Source organism: Pseudomonas sp. CROZ-RG-20F-R04-15 (genome assembly GCF_022662375.1).
Lineage (GTDB): Bacteria > Pseudomonadota > Gammaproteobacteria > Pseudomonadales > Pseudomonadaceae > Aquipseudomonas.
The window spans coordinates 78,460-102,667 of the sequence record NZ_JAKNQL010000018.1 but is presented as its reverse complement, the minus strand read 5'-3'; the positions used below and the strand labels follow the sequence as shown (position 1 = coordinate 102,667).

General features: G+C 61.3%; 8 protein-coding genes. 3 read left to right on the top strand and 5 right to left on the bottom strand.

Features of this window, described 5'->3' with window-relative positions; genetic code table 11:
- Window positions 1-11: 11 nt before the first annotated feature.
- Window positions 12-941, bottom strand: coding sequence for a diiron oxygenase (locus tag L8H52_RS22450; RefSeq protein WP_242208746.1), 930 nt, complete (start codon window positions 939-941; stop codon window positions 12-14).
- Window positions 938-1,714, bottom strand: coding sequence for a DUF3050 domain-containing protein (locus tag L8H52_RS22445; protein ID WP_242208747.1), 777 nt, complete (start codon window positions 1,712-1,714; stop codon window positions 938-940). Before L8H52_RS22445 ends, L8H52_RS22450 begins: the two co-directional genes overlap by 4 nt.
- Before the next feature lie 138 nt (window positions 1,715-1,852).
- On the opposite strand from L8H52_RS22445, the gene L8H52_RS22440 reads away from it, so the two are divergent.
- Window positions 1,853-2,014: a hypothetical protein gene (locus tag L8H52_RS22440; protein ID WP_242208748.1), complete on the top strand. Its 162-nt coding sequence runs from the start codon at window positions 1,853-1,855 to the stop codon at window positions 2,012-2,014.
- A 440-nt stretch (window positions 2,015-2,454) separates the two neighbouring features.
- Here the strand turns inward: L8H52_RS22440 and L8H52_RS22435 are convergent, their stop codons facing one another.
- On the bottom strand, window positions 2,455-3,165 hold the full coding sequence (locus L8H52_RS22435; RefSeq protein ID WP_242208749.1) for a GntR family transcriptional regulator: 711 nt from the start codon (window positions 3,163-3,165) through the stop codon (window positions 2,455-2,457).
- 197 nt (window positions 3,166-3,362) lie between these two features.
- Between L8H52_RS22435 and lapG the strand changes: the two genes are divergently transcribed.
- Together lapG and lapD are read left to right on the top strand one after the other, a co-directional pair.
- The gene (gene lapG, locus L8H52_RS22430) at window positions 3,363-4,055 is read left to right on the top strand and encodes a cysteine protease LapG (protein WP_127925361.1); all 693 of its coding nucleotides are present in this window, start codon (window positions 3,363-3,365) and stop codon (window positions 4,053-4,055) included.
- Window positions 4,056-4,069: 14 nt separating this feature from the next.
- The gene (lapD, locus tag L8H52_RS22425) at window positions 4,070-6,016 is read left to right on the top strand and encodes a cyclic di-GMP receptor LapD (RefSeq protein ID WP_242208750.1); all 1,947 of its coding nucleotides are present in this window, start codon (window positions 4,070-4,072) and stop codon (window positions 6,014-6,016) included.
- A gap of 594 nt (window positions 6,017-6,610) precedes the next feature.
- On the opposite strand, the gene L8H52_RS22420 is transcribed toward lapD, so the two are convergent.
- Both L8H52_RS22420 and L8H52_RS22415 read right to left on the bottom strand, forming a co-directional pair.
- On the bottom strand, window positions 6,611-6,949 hold the full coding sequence (locus L8H52_RS22420; RefSeq protein WP_007918987.1) for a hypothetical protein: 339 nt from the start codon (window positions 6,947-6,949) through the stop codon (window positions 6,611-6,613).
- Between the two features lie 149 nt (window positions 6,950-7,098).
- Window positions 7,099-23,937, bottom strand: coding sequence for a LapA family giant adhesin (locus L8H52_RS22415; RefSeq protein ID WP_242208751.1), 16,839 nt, complete (start codon window positions 23,935-23,937; stop codon window positions 7,099-7,101).
- Between the last annotated feature and the right edge of the window lie 271 nt (window positions 23,938-24,208).

Here is a 24,208-nt window from a genome sequence, read left to right as displayed (position 1 = left end):
CGGCCTCCTCATCAAACCAGGTAATCACGCAAGGCGTGCTGCACGCAGGGCGTGTCGAGCAGCGAGCTGTTGTGGAAGAACTTGACGATGTTGCCCACCAGCGGATGGTGGCGATTGATCGGGAACGCCAGCCCGGCCATTTCATCCCGGAGCGAACGGCGGGTGGTTTCGCTGACCGGCAGCGCATCGATGAGGCGCAGGTCGAAGGTTTTCTGGATGTCGTTGGTCAGGTAATGGCCGATGAACACCGGCAGGATTTGCGCGATGGTTTCGCGATCCGCCGCGCTGGCGGTGTGCCAATAGATGCGCACCATCCGCGCCCAGAAGCTCGAATGACGACCTTCATCGAGCAGGTGATCGGCCATCAGGCCCTTGATCGACGGCTTGACCGTATCGTCGCGGGCGAACGCCGCCACATCACCGGTCACGGTATTTTCGGCGATGGCCACGCAAACCAGTTCCACCGCGCTACGCAGGTGCTCGGGTGCCAGCGCAACAGCGGCGGGAATCGCCCGGCTCAGTTCGATTTCATCGGGCAACTGAATCGGTTCGATACCGGTCATCGCCACCGTTTGCTGCATGAAATCCATCGCCACCAGCGCGTGGTAATCCTCGTCGACCACCACGGTCATCGCGTCGTAACGACAGGCAAACGGGAAGGTCACGGCGAAGCGATTCTTGGCGATGCTGCGCGCGGTTTTATCGACGATCTCGGTCTCGAAAATCACCACATCGTTGATGAATTTGTACAACGTCTGCACCAAGGCGAAATCGCGCTGCTGCGGACACTCGCGCAGGAAGGTTTCGCTGAGCACCAGTGGTTGGCGGCTGAGCGGGTAGATCAGCCGCTCGTCGTCTTCGAGCACGCGCCGTGGGCGAGTGCGGATGGTCGCGCGGTTTTCCCAGGCATCGGCAAACGATTGATAGTCGGCGGCATTCATTGGGCCACCTCCGCCAATGGTTCGCGCATGCTCAGGCGCAGGCCGTCCCACAAGGCGATACGGCTTTCCACGGCCGCGATGGCGCTGGCGTAGACCTCGGCCTCACGCTGCGGATCGCCAGCGACCAGACGCTCGAGAAGGTGCTCCGCAGCCGGGCCGTGATCTTCGGAGTCAACTTCGATGTGGCGTTCCAGGTAATAGCGAAAGGTCGGCGCCTGCTCGATTCCGATGCCCCAGTCGTCGAGGATGCGCTGGAACATGCTCGGGATCACGCTCTCGCGACCATGCAGAAACGCCGCCGCCACACTGTGTCCCGGTGCATGCAGGGCGGTACGCAAGGTGTCGCGGACAAACTGCGCGGCGGCCGGATCAACCTCGACGCTTTGCAGCGCGACGTCATAGCTCACACCTTCCTGTTGCAGCGCGACAAAGCGCTCCACGGCGGTGGTACTCGCGCCGATTTCGCGCATCGCATCCAGGTACAACTCGAAATGGCTGTAATGCCCTTCGGTCAGCCGATCGTCCGATTCTTCGCCGAGAACGATCTCGTTGATCAACCGGGCGGCGTGAGGATCGCGCGGCGGTAACCACGGCAACCGCGTGCAGGTCAGTTCCTGCTGCAGGCGTTTGGTCAGCGACATGAAATCCCACACGGCAAATACGTGGGTTTCCATGAAACGTTGTAACACCGATAACGAAGTGATCTCGGAAAAGATCGGGTGAATGCTAAGTTCGGCTTTCTTCAGGGCGAGTTGGTTCTTATTGGGCATCATGATGTCCTTTATCGTTGATGTTGAGTGGAACTGTTCTGGCAACTGCGCAAACAATGAAACGACGACTTGCTTGTTTTCTTTCGGCGAACGACAACCTTTCTTTCTGCAAGATAAGTACGGAGCTGGTATAGCGCTGACATGCCTGCCCTTAAAGCGCTGCTGCTGTGCCGCAAGCATCGGGGCGCTGCCGAGGTGAACGGTGAAGTTCACACTTGGCGAGGAAAAACTAATACACCGACAAAGTATTTAACAAGTACATTTTTAATTATTTTAAGTTGGCTGTTTTTTGAAGTTGAGTAATACCGATAAAACTTCTGGCGGAAGTTTTATTTAGGCGTAGAAGCTCCTTTCGGCGAATAACGGCCAAAATTGATCGACAAGAGTGAATGCCTCACTCGAAGCAACTTTCCAGTAATAAGAGTTGAATGATTTAAAAGGGCGGAAGTTGGCCGTGACCCCGCGCCATGACTTCCTTTTTCCCGTGGCAAGGCTCCTTCCGTAGGTTCCTGGTGCGGGGACTGCGCCGTCAGGACGGCGCGTCGCCCGTTCTTTATGGGGTTGGCCGTTCAAGAGTGCGGGTAAATGAGCGCCACGGCTATTACCGATTCGTCATTGGCAGGATGCAAATATCGGGCTGAATGGTGCGCAGGGGGTTAGAGCGGGGACGCGGATCCGCCGGCCTGAGGGCAGGCAGATCGCTTGGGGATTTGTAAGCGGGTGCTTCGCGGGTGGGTACGCGTTCAGCGCGCGGCTTGGCGGCTTTGTGCGGCGGGGGTGGCGAGATAGCGGGTAATGACCTCGACGCCCCGATTGAGGTGTTGCTCAAGGAGTTCGATCGACCGGTCAGTGTCGCGATCTTGCACCGCTTGCAGCATCGCCCGGTGATCGTCCTGGGACAATTTGCCCAGACCCATGGCCTCAAGGTTGAAACGCAGGAAGCGTTCCTCTTCGTTGAGTCCGTCTTCGACCAGCCGCAGCAAGCGTTTGTTGGGCGCCTTGCTGTACAGGGCCATATGGAACAAACGGTTGAGCCGGCCGATTTCCGTGTAGTCGCGTTGCGCCTCCAGCTCATCGATGTAAGCCGCCGCGCGTGCATGATCGGCAGCGGTCAACAGCGGAACCGACTGCCGCATGGCTTCGGATTCGAGCAGGATGCGCAACTCGTAGGTTTCAGTGGCATCGCCCTGAATCAATGGCGCAACCACCGCACCTTTGTGCGCGGTAACGCTGAGCAGTTCCTGGGCTTCGAGCTGGCGCAAGGCTTCGCGCACCGGCATGCGGCTGACGCCGAACAGATCGGCCAGATCCTGCTGACGCAGGGCCGTACCGCAGGGCAGACGACCGTCGAGGATCGCCGAGCGCAGGGTTTCTTCGATCACCGAACGGGCCAGATGCGCAGGAATCGGTCCGTCGACTTTAATGCTGTGCAGCGGTTTGGGCTTCTGTGTCACGACTACGCACCCTGTATGTCGGCCTGATTTGGATCCAAATGACACTAGTGATTGCTCTACAGGTTGTCAAACCTTGTAAAACATTACGCTGGCAACTGAAGTTTAGCGTGCCGTAGATGATCTCATGGTGCCATTGTTTTTTGCCGGGCTAAGCTTCACCATCAAACGCTTTCCCTCCTGCCCTCTGGAAACCTGCTGTGGCGGTACGTTTCGCGATCCCTCGGACGCTGCGCTGGCTAGGCTGCGCATTGTTGCTGGCCGGCATGATGCTGGGCGGTCTGCATGCCGATTGGGATTTTTCTGCGATCAGCCGCAAAGCCACGGCACTCTACGGGCCACTGGGTGCCGGCCAGCAACGGATCGATGCCTGGCAGAACCTGTTGGCCACGCAGAAACAGGTCAGCGAAATGGAAAAACTCAAAGTGGTGAACCTGTTCTTTAACAAACAGGTGCGCTACGTCGAAGACATCGACCTGTGGCACGAGGTCGATTATTGGGAAACCCCTATCGAAGCGCTGTGGAAGGGCGCCGGTGACTGCGAAGACTACGCGATCGCCAAGTATTTCAGCCTGCGCCACCTCGGGGTTTCCAGTGACAAACTGCGCATCACCTACGTCAAGGCGTTGCGTCAGAACCGCGCGCACATGGTCCTGACTTACTATGCCACCCCCGATGCCATGCCGTTGGTGCTCGACAGCCTGATCGATCCGATCCAGCCGGCGTCGCAGCGAACCGATTTGCTGCCGGTCTACTCTTTCAATGCTGAAGGGTTGTACTTGCCGGGGGCCAAGGGCAACAAGAAGGTCGGTGATACCAAACGCCTGTCACGCTGGCAGGATGTCTTGAAGAAAATGCAGGCCGAAGGTTTCCCGGTCGAGACGACTAACTAGGAGCACGCGCTCAGATGTCTTTGTTCAAACAGCTGTTGATCGCTATCTGTCTGTTCCTGGTGGTCGCCTTCACCGGCAGCTTCATGGTCAGTCTGGAAAGCTCGCGCACCCAGTACGTCAATCAGTTGCGCTCCCACGCCCAGGACGCCGCGACGGCGCTGGCCTTGTCGCTGACGCCGAATATCGACGACCCGGCAATGGTCGAGCTGCTGGTCAGCTCGATTTTCGACAGCGGTTATTACGCGAGCATCCGCGTGGTCGATCTCAAGACCGATCAGACGATTGTCGAGCGCAGTGGCATTCCGGCCGTCAGCAATGTGCCGGACTGGTTCGTCAAACTGATCGGCCTGGAACCGGCCGGTGGCGATGCGCTGGTCAGCCGTGGCTGGGAGCAGGCGGCACGGGTCGAGGTGGTCAGCCACCCGATGTTCGCCGTGGCCAAACTGTGGCAGAGCGCGTTGGGCAGTCTTGGCTGGCTGCTGATCTGCGGCGCAGTGAGTGCGGTGCTCGGCGCGCTGCTGCTGCGCCGGCAGTTGAAGCCGCTGGATTACATGGTCAAGCAATCCCACGCCATTGCCCGTCGTGAATTCCTCAGCCTGCCGGATCTGCCGCGCACGCCTGAGTTGCGTCGCGTGGTGCAGGCGATGAACCAGATGGTCGAAAAGCTCAAGGCGCTATTCCAGGAGCAGGCCGAGCGCAGTGAAAAACTGCGCGCCGAGTCCTATCAGGACAATCTCACCGGGCTGGCCAACCGGCGTTATTTCGAGATGCAGTTGAATAACCGGGTGAGCAACCCGGAGCAGGCCAGCTCCGGTTATCTGCTGTTGTTGCGGGTCAAGGATCTGGCCGGGCTCAACCAGCGTCTGGGCGGTCAGCGCACCGATGAATTGCTTAAAGCGGTCGGCGAACAGTTATCCCGCGAGTGTGCCAAGTACCCGGAAACGCAGAACCTCGTCACCCGTATTCGTGGTGGTGAATTCGCCGTACTGGCGCCGGGACTGGTCCGCGAGGAAGCGCTGCAACTGGCGCAGAATCTCGACAATGCCTTGAGCAGTTTGCACGCCACCGGCGCGACCGACGTCGCGGCCGTGGCGTCGATCGGTCTGGCGCCATTCACCCACGGCGATTCGCCGCAACAGGTGCTGACGCTCGGCGATCAGGCGCTGGCGCAAGCCGAAGGGCAGGGTGAGCAGAACTGGGCCTGCATCGATCAGAGCCTGACGGCGGATGTCGGCGACGATCACCACGCCTGGCATCGCTTGCTCGATCAGGCCTTGAGTCAGCAGCGTTTCGAGCTGTATTTCCAGCCGGTGGTGGCTGCCGCCGACACGCAATTGGTGCTGCATTACAAAGTGCTCTCGCGCTTGCTCGATGATCAGGGCCAGACCATCCCGGCCGGGCGTTTTCTGCCATGGCTGGAGCGATTCGGCTGGACCGCGCGACTGGATCGCCTGATGCTCGAGCGGGTGCTGGAACAGATGAAAGCGCATGAGGATTCGCTGGCGCTGAACCTGTCCTCGGCGACCCTGGCCGATCCGCAGGCGCTGAATAAAATCTTCGAGATTCTGCGCGCGCATTCCAATCTTGGCGCGCGCCTGACCCTGGAGATCGGTGAGGAGCAGTTGCCGGAGCAAGCGGTGCTGGAACAGTTGACCCGACGTCTGCGCGAACTCGGCTTTTCGCTCAGTCTGCAGCGCTTTGGTGGGCGCTTCAGCATGATTGGCAACCTGGCGCGGTTGGGGCTGGCGTACCTGAAGATCGATGGCAGCTACATTCGTGCGATCGATCAGGAGAGTGACAAACGCCTGTTTATCGAAGCGATCCAGCGGGCGGCGCACAGCATTGATCTGCCGTTGATTGCCGAGCGGGTTGAGACGGAAGGGGAATTGTCGGTGATTCGCGAGATGGGCTTGTATGGGGTTCAGGGGCAGTTGTTGGGTGAGCCGAAGCCCTGGCGGTGAGTCATTGCAAAAGCCACCCTCACCCTAGCCCTCTCCCGGAGGGAGAGGGGACTGACCGTGGGATATTGATGTAATACGCCGACGTGAAAGAACTCCACTGAATCCATAATCAACCCGCTCTCTCAGGTCGATGTATAACGCCAGACACCTCGGTCGGCCCCTATCCCTCAAGGGACTGATTGGGGGGATATTCGGGGAGTCCGCCGACGTGAGCGATTTGTCTTGAATCCATAATCGACCCGGTTTTTCAGGTCGATGTATAACGCCAGACACCTCGGTCGGCTCCCTCTCCCGGAGGGAGAGGGGACTGACCGTGGGATATTGACGCAATACGCCGACGTGAAAGAACTCCACTGAATCCATAATCAACCCGCTCTCTCAGGTCGATGTATATCGCCAGACACCTCGGTCGGCCCCTCTCCCTCAAGGGACTGATTGGGGGATATTCGGGGAGTCCGCCGACTTGAGCGACTTGTCTTGAATCCATAATCGACCCGGTTTTTCAGGTCGATGTATAACGCCAGACACCTCGGTCGGCTCCCTCTCCCGGAGGGAGAGGGCTGGGGTGAGGGCAGGCTTTTGATTGTGGGCGGATCAGATCAACCCGCCCTCATCCTCATCGATCAACTGGCTCAACCCGCCCAACGCTTCACGCGCCTGGGTCCGGTCCATCAACTTGGCTTGGGCCGCCGGTGGCAGGTCGGTGACGCGGATCACGCCTTTCTGGGTCAGCACCTGAATCAGGTCGTCGAGGACCCGAATCATTTCAAAGTCGCTCTGCTTGAGCTGTTTGAGGCTGGTTTCCACCACTTCGTTGGCGAACCAGGCCTGGATTTCATGGCTGTCGGCCGGCAGGGTTTCCGTGGCCTCGGCGTAGGCCGCGGCTTCCACGCGAATCAACAGACCTTGCGCATCGCGTTGCACGTAAAACATTGAGCATCCCTCGGAAATGAACCAGCGTCATGCTGTCAGCAGCATAGCCAACTGCGCGCGAGTATGCGGTGCGGCGACGTAATCGTCACCGTCGCGGTAGGCGCAAACGTGACGGCCGCCCCAGAAGGGCGGCCGTTTTTGTTCATGTGTCAGCTGTTGTTGTGGTCGACCTTGATGGTCGGGTCGCTGCCGGCAATCAGGTTGTGGATGTTGGCGCTCGACCAGTTGTTGCCTTCCAGTTTGATCGTCACGTCCGGGGTTGCCGCAGCGGCGTCGCCGGAGTTGAACTTGCCCGCCGAGCTGACTTGCAGCGACGACGTGCCGTCGACCGTGGTGATCTTCAGGAAGTTGTCGATGGTGCTGCCGGTCTCGCCCTGCAGCAAATCGCGCAGATCGATACGGTCACCGTCGGCGGCCTTGAAGTCCTTGATCACGTCGTTGCCGGTGTCGCCCGCCTTCCAGACGAAGGTGTCCGCCCCCGAACCACCGATGAGGATGTCGTTGCCCTGACCGCCAATCAGCGTGTCGTTGCCGGTGCCGCCGAGCAGGATGTCATTGCCTTTGCCGCCATCAAGCAAGTCGTTGCCGCCCGAGCCGAACAGGATGTCATTGCCCGCGCCACCCAACAGCGTGTCGTTGCCGTCATGCGCGCCGGACACATCGAACGCCTGATAGTGCTCGGTGATGTACTGGTGCACGTTGCTGGTGGTGACTTTGCTGACGTCGACGCCGGTCTGCTGCGCGACGAACGCCTGCATCGCCTGATAACCCTCACCGGCAATGCCGTTGAAGCTCACCAGGTCGCCGAACAGGATGTCATTGCCGTCGCCACCGCTGACGGTGTCGTTGCCCGGCATCGTCGCCTCGGTGTGGCCGATGATCGAGTTGGCCAGATCCTTCGGATCGATGTTGGTCTGCGGCGTTTTGTCCGAATCGTAAGGCTTCAGATCGTTGAGGCTGACGCCGCTGTTGAGGCCGATGGCCTCCACGTTCGACAGGCCACTGAGCAACGCGAAGCTGCTGGTCGAGTTGTCGGTGGTGGTCGAGGTGGTGCTGCTGCCGCTGCCCGCCAGGCTCGACAGCTCGTAAGTGCCGTCGCCCTGCGCGTGAACGGTACCCAGATTGGTGGCGCTCCAGCCGTAACGGGCCGTGTAGGTCTGCAACTGGGCAATTCCGCTGGCGTTGATGCTCAGGTAATGCGTGTTGTCGATATAGGTGCTGAAGGTGTCGCCCAGCTTGTAGTTGCTGGTGGTCACCACGCTGTCGAACTTCACGCTACCGTACAGCGTCGGGTTGGTCTGCTCGCCGCTCTGGTAGTAGGTCGGCTGGCCATCGGTGATGAAGTACGTGAGGTTCTTCGCCCCGGTGTTGGCCACAGCGTCGGCGCTCTGGAACCAGTTGGCCGTGGTCTTGAACACGTCCTCGTAGTTTGTGCCGCCGCCGGAACTCATCGAGTCCAGTACCGCTTTGAGCTGCGTCAGCGCGTTCGGATCGTTGAGGTTCACCGACACCGATTTGTTGACCTGGGTATCGAAGTCCACCAGGAAGATGTTCACCGTGCCCGAGTTGCTGCCGCCCAGGCTCTGCTTGAGGGTGTTGAACACCGATGTCAGCGAATCCTTGGCCGAGTTGATCGACGAACTGCTCATACTGCCGGAGCTGTCGACCATGAACGCGATGTTGTAGTTGGTGCCCGGGACCACGGTCAGGCCACCAATGTCGGCGACGATGATGTCGTTGCCATCGGTGCCGGTGACAGTGTCATCGGCCGAAGTCGCAACGATGGCGTTGTACACCGCTGGCACCACGCTGACCGGAATGGTCGCGGTGCTGCTGGCCGAACCGCCGACCATTTCGGTGGAGGTCGAGGTCACGGTCAGGTTGAACTGGCCGTTGTAGTACGGCGGTGGGGTCACGGTCAGGCTGCCGAGGTTCCAGCCGGTGACGTTGGCGTCGCCGCTGCTGGCGGTGACGGTGAAGGTGTGACCCGCGCCATCGCTGAGCACCGAGCCGACTGGCGCGCCGCTGATCTTCACGCTCAGAGTTTCCGAGCCGTCGGTGTCCGTCAGCGCGGTGGTGATCGCCGACAGTTTCACCGTGGTGCCTTCGGCGCCGGTGTTGAGTTTGTAGCCGTCGTAATAGCCTTCGCCGTTAGTGCCGTGCAGATCGGAGACAGTCACGCCCGAGTTCACCAGATCCTGTACGCCGGTGTAGATCGGTACGCCAGTGCTGCTCAGGTCGATCGGCATGCTGCCGTTGACCGACAGGTTGACGTCATAGCTGCCTGGGCCGCTCTGGTTGTGGTGGTAGATGTCCAGGGTGTAGTAGCCGCTGGTGGTCGGGGTGAACGAACCGTTGAGGTTGCCGCCCGCGCCCCACGTGGTCGACGCCACGCTCTTGCCGCCAATGGTCACCAGCAGGCTGTCATCGCCGATACCGCTGAAGGTGTAGGTCTTGCCGGCTTCCAGATAAATCAGGCCGGAAGTCTTCGACGCCGTGCCGGCGGTCACGCTGCCGTCAGACTGCACGTTGTTGACGTTAGTGCTGGTGTTCGGTGTGCCAGCGCCGTCGATCACATTTTTCAACGTGGTCGAATCTGCGCCGTTGCCGTTGGTGCCCAGGCCCGACAGGCCGGTCCAGACTTCCTTGACCAATCCGGTGGACTTCACGCTGTTGTCGGCCACGCTCACGGTCGGCGCATCCGCCACTGGCGTGATGTCGATCTTCACGGTACCGGTGTTGCCCAGCAATTGGCCGTCGGTTGGCTGGAACTTGATTTGTGCGTAGTCAGCCTGGTTGTTGCCCAGACCTGTGCCGCCGTAACCGTTGACGCCCGACTCGTTGGCATCCGGCAGGAAGCGCAGCTTGCCCGCGTCAATGTCAGCCTTGCTGAAGGTCTGGTTGTTGGCGACGTCTTTCCAGGTCGAGCCGTCCAGGTACTGCAGTTTGCCTTCGCCCGGCAGTTGGGTGATTTTCACCCCGAGGCTGCTGGCAGGGCTGTCGACGTCGGTCACGCCGAAGGTCGACCAGCCAAGGATCAGCGGCGTGTCTTCAGTGCCGGTGACGTTGACAGGCGCTGCGACCGGCGCATCGTTGACCGCCACCACGTTGACCGTGGTGGTCGCAACGTTGGAGTAGTTGCCGCCATCGGTCACCGTCACGGTGATGATGCGCGGCACGGTGCTCGGGTCTTCGCTGTTGTTGGTGAAGCTGATGTTCTTGATCGCCTGCATGTAATCGGCCAGCGTCGCGTTGCCCGACAAGGTCAGGGTCACGGTGCCGTTGGTGCTGTTGGCATTGATGGTGATGCCGTTGACGCTGTTGCCCAGATTCAGCGCGTCACCGTCCTGACGGTTGGTCAGTACGACGGTCGCGCCAGTCAGCATGGTGCTGTCCGGGTCGGTGATCTTGATATCGGTGTCGGCAATCGACACGCCCGCACCCGGGGTGTTCTCGGTGAAAGTCACCTTGTAGTCGGCACCGGTGGCGCCGCTGGAGTTGTTGGCGTCGAGGTCGATGACCGGCGGTGCGTCGTTGTCGATGATCGAGGTGCTAACGCTGCCGTTGGTGGCGCTGACCGCGAGATTTTCAAAGTTGCCGCCGGTCGCCGAATCGATCTTGACCACGAAGTTCTCGGTGCCTTCGGTGATCTTGTCATCGATGGTCGCGACGTTGAACTGCGCGCTGCTCGCACCTGCCGGGATCTTCACGGTGTACACACCGGTGAAGTCCGAACCGTCGGCAGCGGTGCCGCTGTAGACGATTTTCAGGGTCACTTCGGTTTGCGCCGGGTGATTCAGGCTGACCGTGTAGCTGGCAGTCTGGCCTTCGGTCACCGAGCTGCTGCCGGTGATGCTGACCGTGGTGGTGTCGATGGTGTCAGTGACGTTGGTCACGGCTGGCGTGGTGTTGGTCACCAGGTTTTCGAAGCTGCCACCCGTTGCGTTGCTGATGGTGGCTTGCACGTTGCCGGCGTCTTTGTAGACGTCGTCGGCCGGAGCCGGGACGGTCACGGTGCCGGTGGTTTTGCCCGCGTCGATGGTGATCACCGAGCCGTTGCTCAGGGTCACGGTGACTGGTGAGCCAGCGGCGTTGGTCAAGGTTGCGGTGTAAGTGATCTGGCCACCTTCGGCCACGGTACCGGTCGCGGACAGCGTCAGGTTGGTGGTGTCGACGGTGTCAGTGACGCTGGTCGAAACCGGCGTCTTGTCGGCCACGAGATTTTCGTAGTTGCCGCCAGTGACGTTGGTGATCGAGTTTGTCAGCGGTGCGTGGCCGGTCAGCGCATCGTTCGGTGCGGTGGTGGTCACGGTGCCGGTGGTTTTGCCGATGTCGATGGTGATGGTCTGACCGTTGGCCAGGGTCACGACAACCGGCGCGCCGGTCACAGCTGCACCGACAGTGGCGGTGTAGATGACGTTGCCGCCTTCAGCCGCGGTGCCGGTCGCGGTCAGTTTCACCGTGGTGGTATCGATGGTGTCGGTGACGCTGGTCACGGCTGGTGCGGTGCTGGTCACCAGATTTTCGAAGCTGCCACCGGTGGCGGTTTTGATGCTTGCCTGGACGTTGCCGGCGTCTTTGTAAACGTCGTCAGCCGGTGCCGGAATGGTCACTGTGCCAGTGGTCTTGCCGGCGTCGATGGTGATGACCGAGCCGTTGCTCAGGGTTACGGTCACTGGCGAGCCAGCGGCGTTGGTCAGGGTCGCGGTATAAGTGATCTGGCCACCTTCGGCCACGGTGCCGGTCGCGGACAGCGACAGGTTGGTGGTGTCGATGGTGTCAGTGACGGTAGTCGAAACCGGGGTCTTGTCGGCCACCAGATTCTCGTAGTTGCCACCGGTCACGTTGGTGATCGAGTTGGTCAGCGGCGCGTGGCCAGTCAATGCGTCGTTAGGCGCAGTGGTGGTCGCGGTGCCGGTGGTTTGTCCAACACCGATGGTGATGGTCTGACCGTTCGACAGGGTTACCACGACTGGCGAGCCCGTCACTGGTGCGCCGACGGTTGCGGTGTAAACGACATTGCCGCCTTCAGCCGCAGACTCGGTGGCCGTCAGTTTCACCGTGGTGGTGTCGATGGTATCGGTGACGCTGGTCACAGCCGGAGTCGTGCTCGGCACCAGGTTTTCGAAGTTGCCACCGGTAGCCGTGCTGATGGTCGCCTGCACGGTGCCGGCGTCTTTGTAGACGTCGTCAGCTGGCGCTGGAACAGTCACGGTGCCAGTGGTTTTACCGGCATCGATAGTGATCACGGCGCCGTTGCTCAGCGTCACGGTCACTGGCGAGCCAGCGGCGTTGGTCAAGGTCGCGGTGTAAACGATCGAGCCGCCTTCGGCCACGGAGCCAGTCGCGGACAGCGACAGGTTGGTGGTGTCGACGGTGTCAGTGACGTTAGTCGAAACTGGCGTCTTGTCGGCCACGAGGTTTTCGTAGTTACCGCCCGTGACGTTGGTGATCGAGTTGGTCAGCGGTGCGTGACCAGTCAACGCATCGTTTGGTGCGGTAGTGGTCGCAGTCCCCGTAGTTTGACCGACTCCAATGGTGATGGTCTGACCGTTGGCCAGAGTCACCACGACTGGCGAACCAGTGACTGGCGCGCCGACGGTTGCGGTGTAGACGACGTTGCCGCCTTCAGCGGCAGTGGCGGTCGCGGTCAGTTTTACCGTGGTGGTGTCGATAGTGTCGGTAACACTGGTGATTGCTGGCGTCGTGCTCGGCACCAGGTTTTCGAAGTTGCCACCGGTGGCGGTGCTGATCGTTGCTTGCACGGTACCAGCGTCTTTGTAAACGTCGTCGGCCGGGGCTGGAACGGTCACGGTGCCGGTGGTTTTACCGGCGTCGATGGTGATCACGGCGCCGTTCGACAGGGTCACGGTGACTGGCGAGCCAGCAGCGTTGGTCAGGGTCGCGGTGTAGACGATCGAGCCACCTTCAGCCACAGAGCCGGTCGCGCTCAACGACAGGTTGGTGGTGTCGACAGTGTCGGTCACGTTGGTGCTGACCGGGGTCTTGTCGGCCACGAGGTTTTCGTAGTTACCGCCCGTGACGTTGGTGATCGCGTTGGTCAGCGGCGCGTGACCGGTCAATGCATCGTTTGGCGCTGCAGTGGTTGCGGTGCCCGTGGTCTGGCCTACACCGATGGTGATGATTTGACCATTGGCCAGCGTCACGACAACTGGCGAGCCGGTAACCGGAGCGCCTACGGTAGCGGTGTAGACAACGTTGCCGCCTTCAGCCGCCGACTCAGTGGCGGTCAACTTCACGGTGGTGGTGTCGATGGTGTCGGTGACACTGGTGACGGCTGGAAGAGTGCTCGGTACCAGATTTTCGAAGTTGCCACCGGTGGCGGTGCTGATGGTCGCCTGCACGGTGCCGGCGTCTTTGTAGACGTCGTCGGCCGGGGCTGGAACGGTCACGGTGCCGGTGGTTTTGCCGGCATCGATGGTGATCACGGCACCGTTCGACAGGGTCACGGTGACCGGCGAGCCAGCGGCGTTGGTCAGGGTTGCGGTGTAAATAATCGAACCGCCCTCAGCCACGGAACCGGTCGCGCTGAGCGACAGATTGGTGGTGTCGACAGTGTCGGTCACGTTCGTGCTGACCGGCGTTTTGTCAGCAACGAGATTTTCGTAGTTGCCGCCCGTCACGTTGGTGATCGAGTTGGTCAGCGGTGCGTGGCCAGTCAATGCGTCGTTAGGTGCAGTAGTGGTCGCGGTGCCGGTGGTCTGGCCAACACCAATGGTGATGGTCTGACCGTTCGACAGGGTTACCACGACTGGCGAGCCAGTCACTGGCGCGCCGACGGTTGCGGTGTAGACGACATTGCCGCCTTCAGCGGCAGTGGCGGTCGCGGTCAGTTTCACCGTGGTGGTGTCGATGGTATCGGTAACGCTTGTGATAGCCGGCGTTGTGCTCGGCACCAGGTTTTCGAAGTTGCCACCGGTAGCCGTGCTGATGGTCGCCTGCACGGTGCCGGCGTCTTTGTAGACGTCATCGGCCGGAGCCGGAACGGTTACAGTGCCGCTGGTTTTGCCCGCCTCGATGGTGATCACGGCGCCGTTGGACAGCGTCACGGTGACCGGCGAGCCAGCGGCGTTGGTCAGGGTTGCGGTGTAGACGATCGAGCCACCTTCAGCAACCGAACCAGACGCGCTCAGCGACAGATTTGTGGTGTCGACAGTGTCGGTCACGTTGGTGCTGACCGGGGTTTTGTCGGCCACGAGGTTTTCGTAGTTGCCGCCGGTTACACCAGTGATCGAGTTGGTCAGCGGCGCGTGGCCGGTCAGCGCATCGTTGGGTGCGGTGAAAGTCACGGTGCCGGTGGTTTTGCCGACTTCGATGGTGATGTTCTGACCATTGGCCAGGGTCACTACGACTGGCGAGCCGGTAACCGGCGCACCCACCGTCGCGGTGTAAGTGACGGTGCCACCTTCAGCCACGGAGGTATCGGCCGTCAGTTTGACGGTCGAGGTGTCGATGGTGTCGGTGACTTCGGTCACGGCCGGCGTTGTGCTCGGCACCAGGTTTTCGAAGTTGCCGCCAGTCGCGGTCGAAATCGTCGCTTCGACTTTGCCGGCGTCTTTGTAGACGTCATCGGCTGGCGCTGGAACAGACACGGTGCCAGTGGTTTTACCAGCCTCGATGGTGATCACAGCGCCGTTCGACAAGGTCACTGTGACTGGCGAACCAGCAGCGTTGGTCAAGGTCGCGGTGTAAACAATCGAACCGCCTTCTGCCACAGAGCCGGTCGCGCTCAGCGACAGGTTAGTGGTGTCGACGGTATCGGTGACGTTGGTCGAAACCGGGGTCTTGTCGGCCACCAGATTCTCGTAATTGCCACCGCTTATCTCGGTGATTGCATTGGTGATCGGTGCGTGGCCGGTCAATGCATCGTTCGGGGCGATGGTGGTTGCGGTGCCGGTGGTCTGGCCAACGCCGATGGTGATGGTCTGACCGTTTGACAGGGTGACGACCACAGGCGAACCGGTAACCGGCGCACCCACCGTTGCGGTGTAAGTGACGGTGCCACCTTCAGCCACGGAGGTATCGGCCGTCAGTTTGACGGTCGAGGTGTCGATGGTGTCGGTGACATTGGTCACGGCCGGCACGGTGCTCGGTATCAGATTCTCGAAGTTGCCGCCGGTCGCGGTCGAAATGGTTGCTTCGACTTTGCCTGCATCTTTGTAAACGTCATCTGCCGGAGCTGGAACGGTGACAGTGCCGGAAGTCTTGCCCGCGTCGATAGTGATCACGGCGCCGTTCGACAGGGTCACGGTGACTGGCGAGCCCGCCGCGTTGGTCAGCGTTGCGGTGTAGATGATCGAACCGCCTTCAGCCACGGTGCCGGTCGCCGTCAGCGACAGGTTAGTGGTGTCGACGGTGTCGGTGACATTGGTTGAAACCGGTGTCTTGTCGGCGACCAGATTCTCGTAGTTACCACCACTCACTTCGGTGATCGCATTGGTGATCGGCGCGTGGCCGGTCAATGCATCGTTCGGCGCGGTGGTGATCGCGGTGCCGGTGGTCTGGCCAACGCCAATGGTGATGGTCTGACCGTTAGCCAGGGTCACGACCACAGGCGAACCGGTGACTGGCGCGCCGACGGTGGCGGTGTAGGTAACGGTGCCACCCTCAGCCGCCGACTCGGTCGCGGTGAGTTTGACGGTGGTGGTGTCGATGGTGTCGGTGACGTTGGTCACGGCCGGCACGGTGCTCGGCAGCAGATTCTCAAAGTTACCGCCGGTTGCATCCTTGATCGTCACTTCGACTTTGCCGGCGTCTTTGTAGACGTCATCGGCAGGCGCTGCGACGGTCACGGTGCCGGTGGTTTTACCCGCCTCAATGGTGATCACCGAACCGTTCGACAGGGTCACGGTCACCGGGGTGCCGGCCGGGTTGGTCAGCGTCGCGGTGTAAACGATCGAACCGCCTTCAGCCACCGAATCGGTCGCTGTCAGGTTCAGGTTGGTGGTGTCGGTGGTGTCCGAAACCGCAGTGTCGGCAGATTTGCCGTCGACCGCGAGTTTTTCGTAGTTACCGCCGGTGGCGCCGTCGATGGTCACGCTCAGCGAGCTGCCGCCGGCCAACGGGCTGTTCGGCGCAACGAAGTTCACCGAGCCGGTGGTTTCACCGACCGCAATGGTGATGGTCTGGCCGTTGGACAGGGTCACGACCACCGGCGAGCCGGTCACTGGCGCAGTCACGGTTGCGGTGTAGACCACGGTTTCGCCTTCGGCGACGTTGGCGGTGGCGGTCAGCGACACTGTGGAAGTATCGATGGTGTCGTTGACGGTGGTGACGGCCGGGGTCGTGCTGGTGACGAGGTTTTCGAAGTCGCCACCGGTCGCGCCCTTGATGGTCGCTTCGACGGTGCCGGCGTCTTTGTAGACGTCATCTTTCGGTGCGTCGACGGTGACAGTGCCGGTGGTTTTACCAGCGTCGATGGTGATCACGGCACCGTTCGACAGGGTCACGGTCACTGGCGAGCCAGCCGCGTTGGTCAAGGTGGCGGTGTAGGTGATCTGGCCGCCTTCGTCCACAGTGCCCGTCGCAGTCAGCGACAGATTGGTGGTGTCCGTGGTGTCGGTCACGGTGGTGCTGACCGGGGTTTTGTCGGCCACGAGGTTTTCGTAGTTGCCGCCGGAAACGTCGGTGATCGCGTTGGTCAACGGCGCATGACCGGTCAACGCATCGTTTGGTGCGGTGGTGGTCACGGTGCCGGTGGTTTTACCCACTTCGATGGTGATGTTCTGACCATTGGCCAGGGTCACGACAACCGGCGAACCGGTGACTGGCGCGTCGACGGTCGCGGTGTAGGTGACGGTGCCACCTTCAGCAGCGGTCTCGGTGGCGGTCAGTTTGACCGTCGAGGTGTCGATGGTGTCAGTGACGTCGGTTACCGCTGGGGTGGTGCTCGGCACCAGATTCTCGAAATTGCCGCCCGTAGCATCCTTGATGGTCACTTCGACTTTGCCGGCGTCTTTGTAGACGTCATCGGCCGGTGCAGCGACGGTGACGGTGCCGGTGGTCTTGCCCGCTTCAATGGTGATCACCGAACCGTTGCTCAGGGTCACGGTCACCGGCGTACCGGCGGGATTGCTCAGAGTCGCGGTGTAGATGATCGAACCGCCCTCGGCGACCGAATTGGTAGCGCTGAGCGACAGATCAGTGGTGTCGACGGTGTCGGTGACGGTGGTCGAAACCGGGGTCTTGTCGGCGACCAGATTCTCGTAGTTACCACCGCTCACGTCAGTGATCGCATTGGTCAACGGCGCGTGGCCGGTCAGCGCATCGTTCGGTGCAATGGTGGTCGCGGTGCCGGTGGTTTTACCGACTTCGATGGTGATGGTCTGACCGTTGGCCAGTGTCACGACCACTGGCGAACCCGTCACCGGAGCGCCGACAGTGGCGGTGTAAGTGACGGTGCCACCTTCAGCCGCAGATTCGGTGGCGGTCAGTTTGACCGTCGAGGTGTCGATGGTGTCGGTGACTTCGGTCACGGCCGGAACGGTGCTCGGCACCAGATTCTCGAAATTGCCGCCCGTAGCATCCTTGATGGTCACTTCGACTTTGCCGGCGTCCTTGTAGACGTCATCGGCAGGCGCAGGAACCGTCACAGTGCCGGTGGTCTTGCCCGCTTCAATGGTGATCACCGAGCCGTTGCTCAGGGTCACGGTCACCGGCGTACCGGCCGGATTGGTCAGGGTTGCGGTGTAGATGATCGAACCGCCCTCGGCGACCGAATTGGTGGCGCTGAGCGACAGGTCAGTGGTGTCGACGGTGTCGGTGACGGTGGTGGAAACCGGGGTCTTGTCGGCCACCAGGTTTTCGTAGTTGCCGCCGCTGACACCAGTGATCGAATTACCCAGCGACGCCTGACCGGTCAGCGCATCGTTCGGCGCAGTGAAAGTCACGGTGCCAGTGGTCTTGCCGACTTCGATGGTGATGCTCTGGCCGTTGGCCAGGGTCACCACGACTGGCGAACCGGTGACCGGCGCGCCGACTGTAGCGGTGTAAGTGACAGTGCCGCCTTCAGCCACAGTAGTGTCGGCCGTCAGTTTCACCGTCGAGGTGTCGATGGTGTCAGTGACGTCGGTCACTGCTGGTGTGGTGCTCGGCACCAGGTTCTCGAAGTTACCGCCCGTTGCATCCTTGATGGTGACTTCGACTTTGCCGGCGTCCTTGTAGACGTCATCGGCAGGCGCTGCGACGGTCACGGTACCGGTAGTTTTACCAGCGTCGATGGTGATCACCGAGCCGTTGCTCAATGTCACGGTGACTGGCGTGCCAGCCGGGTTGGTCAGCGTCGCGGTGTAAACAATCGAACCACCTTCAGCCACAGAACCTGTCGCGCTCAACGACAGGTTGGTGGTGTCGACGGTATCGGTCACCGAAGTCACGGCCGGGGTCTTGTCGGCCACGAGATTTTCGTAGTTGCCGCCGCTGGCGCCGTCGATTTTCACGCTCAGCGTGTTGCCGCCAGCGAGGGCATCGTTCGGTGCGGTGAAGTTGACGCTGCCGCTGCTGGCGCCAACCGGGATGGTGATGGTCTGGCCGTTGGACAGGGTCACGACAACCGGCGCACCGGTGACGGGAGCGGTTACGGAGGCGGTGTAAACCACCACGCCGCCTTCAGTGGTGCTGGCGGTGGCGGTCAGCGACACGGTGCTGTTGTCGATGGTGTCGGTCACGTCGGTGACCGCTGGAGTCTTGTCAACCACCAGGTTCTCGAAGTTGCCGCCGGTGGTCTTGGTGATGCTCGCATCGACCTTGCCAGCGTCCTTGTACACGTCATCGGCCGGTGCTGCGACGGTCGCGGTGCCAGTGGTCGCGCCTTTGGCGATGTTGATCACCGCGCCGTTGCTCAGGGTCACGGACATCGCCGTGCCCGCCGGGTTGGTCAGGCTCGCGGTGTAGACGATCAAGCCGCCCTCGGCGACCGAAGCGGTGGCGCTCAGGCTGATATTGGTGGTGTCGACCGTATCGGTGACAGTTGTAACCACTGCCGAACGGTTGGCATCGACCTGTTCGAAGTTGCCGCCACTGTGGCTGGCGATCGCGGTCTGTACCTTGCCGCCGTCGATGTATGGAGTGTTCGCAGGCGCAGCGAAGTTCACCGAACCGCTGGTGGCGCCGGCGGCGATGTTGATCACCGCGCCGTTGGCCAGGGTCACGGTCATGGCGGTGCCGGCCGGATTGCTCAGGGTCGCGGTGTAGGTGATCTGGCCACCTTCGCTGACGGTGTCGCTGGCGCTGAGGGTCAGCGTGGTTTTGTCGATGGTGTCATTGACGGTGGTGCTGACCGGAGTCTTGCTGACGTCGAGTTTCTCGAAGTTGCCGCCAGTGGCATCGGTCATGGTCACGGTGAGCTTGCTGACGTCTTTGTAAACGTCATCGCTCGGCGCGGCGATGGTCACCGAACCGCTGGTTTTACCGGCTTCGATGGTGATGGTCTGACCGTTGCTCAGGTTGACGGTCACCGGCGTTTGCGCGGCGTTGGTCAGGGTCGCGGTGTACGTGATCGAAGTGCCTTCAAGCACATAGCTTTCAGCGCTGAGGGTCAGGTGCGTGGTGTTGATGGTGTCGGCAACGTTGGTCACCGCTGGCGTCGGATTGGCTACCAGATTTTCGAAATTGCCGCCCGAGGTTTCCTTGATGGTCACTTCGAGTTTGCCGGCGTCTTTGTAGACGTCATCGGCTGGCGCCGGAACGGTCACGGTGCCGGTGGTCTTGCCGGCGTCGATGGTGATGGTCGAACCGTTGCTCAGGGTCACGGTCACCGGCGTGCCGGCCGGGTTGGTCAGTGTCGCGGTGTAAACGATCTGCCCGCCTTCATTGACGTTGCCGGTGGCGGTCAGCGAAACGGTGGTGGTGTCGACGGTGTCGGTCACGGTAGTGCTGACCGGAGTTTTGTCGGCGACCAGATTTTCGTAGTTGCCGCCGCTGACGTTGGTGATCGAGTTGGTCAGCGGAGCGTGACCGGCCAGCACATCGTTCGGAGCGGCGGTCGACACGGTGCCGGTGGTTTTGCCGACTTCGATGGTGATGCTCTGACCGTTGGCCAGGGTCACGACGACAGGTGAACCGGTCACTGGTGCACCAACAGTCGCGGTGTAAGTGACGGTGCCGCCTTCAGCAGCGGTTTCGGTCGCGGTCAGTTTCACCGTCGAGGTGTCGATGGTGTCAGTGACGTCGGTCACGGCTGGAACGGTGCTTGGCACCAGGTTCTCGAAGTTGCCGCCCGTGGCGTCCTTGATGGTCACTTCGACTTTGCCGGCATCTTTATAGACGTCATCGGCAGGCGCAGCGACGGTCACGGTGCCGGTGGTTTTACCGGCGTCGATAGTGATTACCGAGCCGTTGCTCAGGGTCACGGTGACGGGCGAGCCTGCTGCGTTGGTCAGGGTCGCGGTGTAAACGATCGAACCGCCTTCAGCCACGGTACCGGTGGCGCTGAGCGTCAGGTTGGTGGTGTCGGTGGTGTCGGTCACGGTGGTGCTGACCGGAGTTTTGTCAGCGACCAGATTTTCGTAGTTGCCGCCGCTGACCTCGGTGATCGAGTTAGTCAGCGGTGCATGGCCGGTCAACGCATCGTTCGGTGCGGTGGCGGTCGCGGTGCCGGTGGTCTGGCCGACGGCGATGGTGATGGTCTGACCGTTGGCCAGGGTCACGATGACCGGCGAACCGGTGACTGGCGCGCCGACGGTCGCGGTGTAGGTGACGGTGCCACCTTCAGCAGCGGTCTCGGTCGCGGTCAGTTTGACGGTCGAGGTGTCGATGGTGTCAGTGACGTCGGTGACGGCTGGAACGGTGCTCGGAACGAGGTTCTCGAAGTTGCCGCCCGTGGCGTCCTTGATTGTGACTTCGACTTTGCCGGCGTCCTTGTAGACGTCATCGGCAGGTGCAGGAACCGTCACAGTGCCGGTGGTTTTGCCCGCTTCGATGGTGATCACCGAGCCGTTGCTCAGGGTCACGGTGACCGGCGTACCGGCCGGGTTGGTCAGGGTCGCGGTGTAAACAATCGAGCCGCCTTCAGCCACGGTGCCCGTCGCGCTCAGCGTCAGGTCGGTGGTGTCAGTGGTGTCAGTAACAGTGGTGCTGACCGGGGTTTTGTCGGCGACGAGATCTTCGTAATTGCCGCCGCTCACGCCCGTGATCGCGTTGGTGATCGGCGCGTGGCCGGTCAGCGCGTCATTCGGTGCTGTGGTGGTCACCGTGCCGGTGGTTTTACCCACTTCGATAGTGATGTTCTGACCATTGGCCAGGGTCACCACAACTGGTGAACCGGTCACCGGCGCGCCGACAGTGGCGGTGTAGGTGACGGTGCCGCCTTCAGCCGCCGACTCGGTGGCGGTCAGTTTGACTGTGGTGGTGTCGACGGTGTCAGTCACGTCGGTGACGGCTGGAACGGTGCTTGGCACCAGATTCTCGAAGTTGCCGCCCGTGGCGTCCTTGATAGTGACTTCGACTTTGCCGGCGTCTTTGTAGACGTCATCGGCTGGTGCTGCGACGGTCACGGTGCCGGTGGTTTTACCGGCCTCAATGGTGATTACCGAGCCGTTGCTCAGGGTCACGGTGACCGGCGAACCGGCTGCGTTGGTCAGGGTCGCGGTGTAAACAATCGAACCACCCTCAGCCACAGAACCGGTCGCACTCAGTGCCAGGTTGGTGGTGTCGGCAACATCGGTAACGCTGGTCGAAACCGGGGTCTTGTCGGCCACCAGATCTTCGTAATTACCACCGGAAACGCCAGTGATCGAATTGGTCAGCGGCGCATTGCCGGTCAGCGCATCGTTCGGCGCAGTGGTGGTCACGGTGCCGGTGGTTTGGCCGACGGCGATGGTAATGTTCTGGCCGTTGGCCAGGGTCACGACAACCGGGGAACCGGTGACTGGCGCGCCAACGGTAGCGGTGTAAGTGACGGTGCCACCTTCAGCGACCGAGGTGTCGGCCGTCAGTTTCACGGTCGATGTGTCGATGGTGTCGGTGACTTCGGTCACGGCTGGAACGGTGCTCGGCACCAGGTTCTCGAAGTTGCCGCCGGAAGCGTCCTTGATGGTCACTTCAACGTTGCCGGCGTCTTTATAGACGTCATCGGCTGGCGCCGGAACGGTCACGGTGCCAGTGGTTTTACCCGCCTCGATGATGATCACCGAGCCGTTGCTCAGGGTCACGGTCACCGGTGTACCGGCAGGATTGGTCAGAGTCGCGGTGTAAACGATCGAGCCACCTTCGGCGACGGTCCCGGTCGCTGACAACGACAGATTGGTGGTGTCGATCGAATCGGTAATCGTGGTGGTCGCTGGCGTGGTGTTCGGCACCAGATTTTCGAAATTGCCGCCGCTGGTGCCGGTAATCGTGGTGCTGACGGTGCTGCCATTGTTGTAAACGTCGTTGGCCGCGGTTGGCACGTTGACGCTGCCGGTGGTCTTGCCGGCTTCAATGGTGATGGTCGAGCCGTTCGACAGAGTGATCGTCACCGGGGTTTGTGCGGCGTTGGTCAGCGTCGCGGTGTAGGTGATCTGGCCGCCTTCGACGACCGTACCGGTGGCGGTGAGGCTGACGTTGGTGGTGTCGATCGAATCGGTCACCGTGGTGGTCGCCGGCGTAGTGTTCGGCACCAGGCTTTCGAAGTTGCCGCCGGTCGTGCCGGTAATGGTGGTGCTGACGGTGCCGCCATTGTTGTAAACGTCATTGGCCGCCGTCGGCACGTTGACGGTGCCAGTGGTCTGGCCAGCTTCAATGGTGATGGTCGAACCGTTCGACAGGGTGACGGTTACCGGGGTTTGCGCCGGGTTGGTCAGGGTCGCGGTGTAGGTGATCTGGCCACCCTCGACCACTGTGCCGGTGGCGGTCAGGGTCAGGTTGGTGGTGTCGATCGAATCGGTGATGGTGGTCACCGCTGGTGTCGGGTTCGGCACCAGGTTTTCGAAGTTGCCGCCAGTCGCACCGGTGATGGTGGTGGTGACGGTGCTGCCATTGTTATAGACGTCGTTGGCCGGGGTCGGCACGTTGACGGTGCCAGTGGTCTGGCCGGCGCCGATGGTGATGGTCGAGCCGTTCGACAGGGTGACGGTCACCGGGGTTTGCGCCGGGTTGGTCAGCGTTGCGGTGTAGGTGATCTGTCCGCCTTCGGTGACACTCGGCCCCGCCGTCAGGGTGACGGTGGTGGTGTCGATGGTGTCGGTGACCTGCGTCGTGGCCGGGGTGGTCGGTGGCGTCACGGTGATGCCGTTGCCGCCGGTGGTGCCGGTGACGGTCACGTCGATTTGGCTCGGATCGTTATAAACCGTGTCGTTCGGCGCCAGCGGCACATTGACGGTGCCGGTGGTGGAACCAGCAGGAATCACAATCACCGCGCCGTTGGACAGGGTGATGGTCAGGTCGGTCAATGGCGCCTGGGTCAGGGTCGCGGTGTAGACCAGCACGCCGCCGGCTTCGGTGATGGACGGCGTAGCGCTAAGGCTCAGGGTCGACTCACGCAGAGCGTTAGTGGTGGTATCGGTGGTCTGGCCGCCGGTGATGTTTTGCCCGGCCTGCCCGGCAGCATTGATGCCTGCAGTCGGGAAACCAATGGTCGGGTCAACGCGGCCAGCGGTGGCGTCGAGCATCACGAAACTGTGACCGCCACCGGCGGCACCGCCAGTGCCTGCGGCGCTCGGGCCGGCAGCGGTAACATCGAGGGCGGTAGTCGGGTCGACACCGGCGGCGATGGCTTGCTGCAATTCTGCTACCGACGGCGCGGCCTGCGCGGTGGCTTCGGCCAAGTCAGTGCTGGAGTCGGGCGCGTTGGCGCTCCACTGGGTTTCGCGGCCCAGATCCAGGGTGCGGCCATCAGCCAATTCAAGCGACACGGCGCCAGACAGACCGGTGTCGATCTGGTCGCCGACAAACAGGCGATCGCCTTCAACGAGTACCCGACGGACGCCCTCTGGGGACACCACGAATACCTGACCGACAATGCTTTTGACGATGGCAACAACACTGCTCATTGAAGACTCTCCGGGGTGTCACGTTCAGTTGACTTCCATGGACCTGATGGCATGGGCGCCGATTCAGTCTGGACGTACTTTAAAAATTTGCGAAACAAGTTTGACGCGTCTTTTCGTCAATAATTTGGCTAGATTCTTTCGCTATTAACTTTATGCCAAACTATTGACCTTCTGGGTGCCATCCTAAACAATCGCCCCACTAATGTCACATTGATATTTCCGCGGCGACCTGTCCTTCAGCGTGTGATCCAGTTCCTGTTTTGAACTTTCC

Excerpts from the sequence above, each read along its gene's own strand:
- L8H52_RS22420 (WP_007918987.1), bottom strand. The coding sequence starts at position 6,949 with ATGTTTTACGTGCAACGCGATGCGCAAGGTCTGTTGATTCGCGTGGAA.
- L8H52_RS22445 (WP_242208747.1), bottom strand. The coding sequence starts at position 1,714 with ATGATGCCCAATAAGAACCAACTCGCCCTGAAGAAAGCCGAACTTAGC.
- L8H52_RS22415 (WP_242208751.1), bottom strand. The coding sequence starts at position 23,937 with ATGAGCAGTGTTGTTGCCATCGTCAAAAGCATTGTCGGTCAGGTATTC.
- lapD (WP_242208750.1), top strand. The coding sequence starts at position 4,070 with ATGTCTTTGTTCAAACAGCTGTTGATCGCTATCTGTCTGTTCCTGGTG.
- L8H52_RS22450 (WP_242208746.1), bottom strand. The coding sequence starts at position 941 with ATGAATGCCGCCGACTATCAATCGTTTGCCGATGCCTGGGAAAACCGC.
- L8H52_RS22440 (WP_242208748.1), top strand. The coding sequence starts at position 1,853 with ATGCCTGCCCTTAAAGCGCTGCTGCTGTGCCGCAAGCATCGGGGCGCT.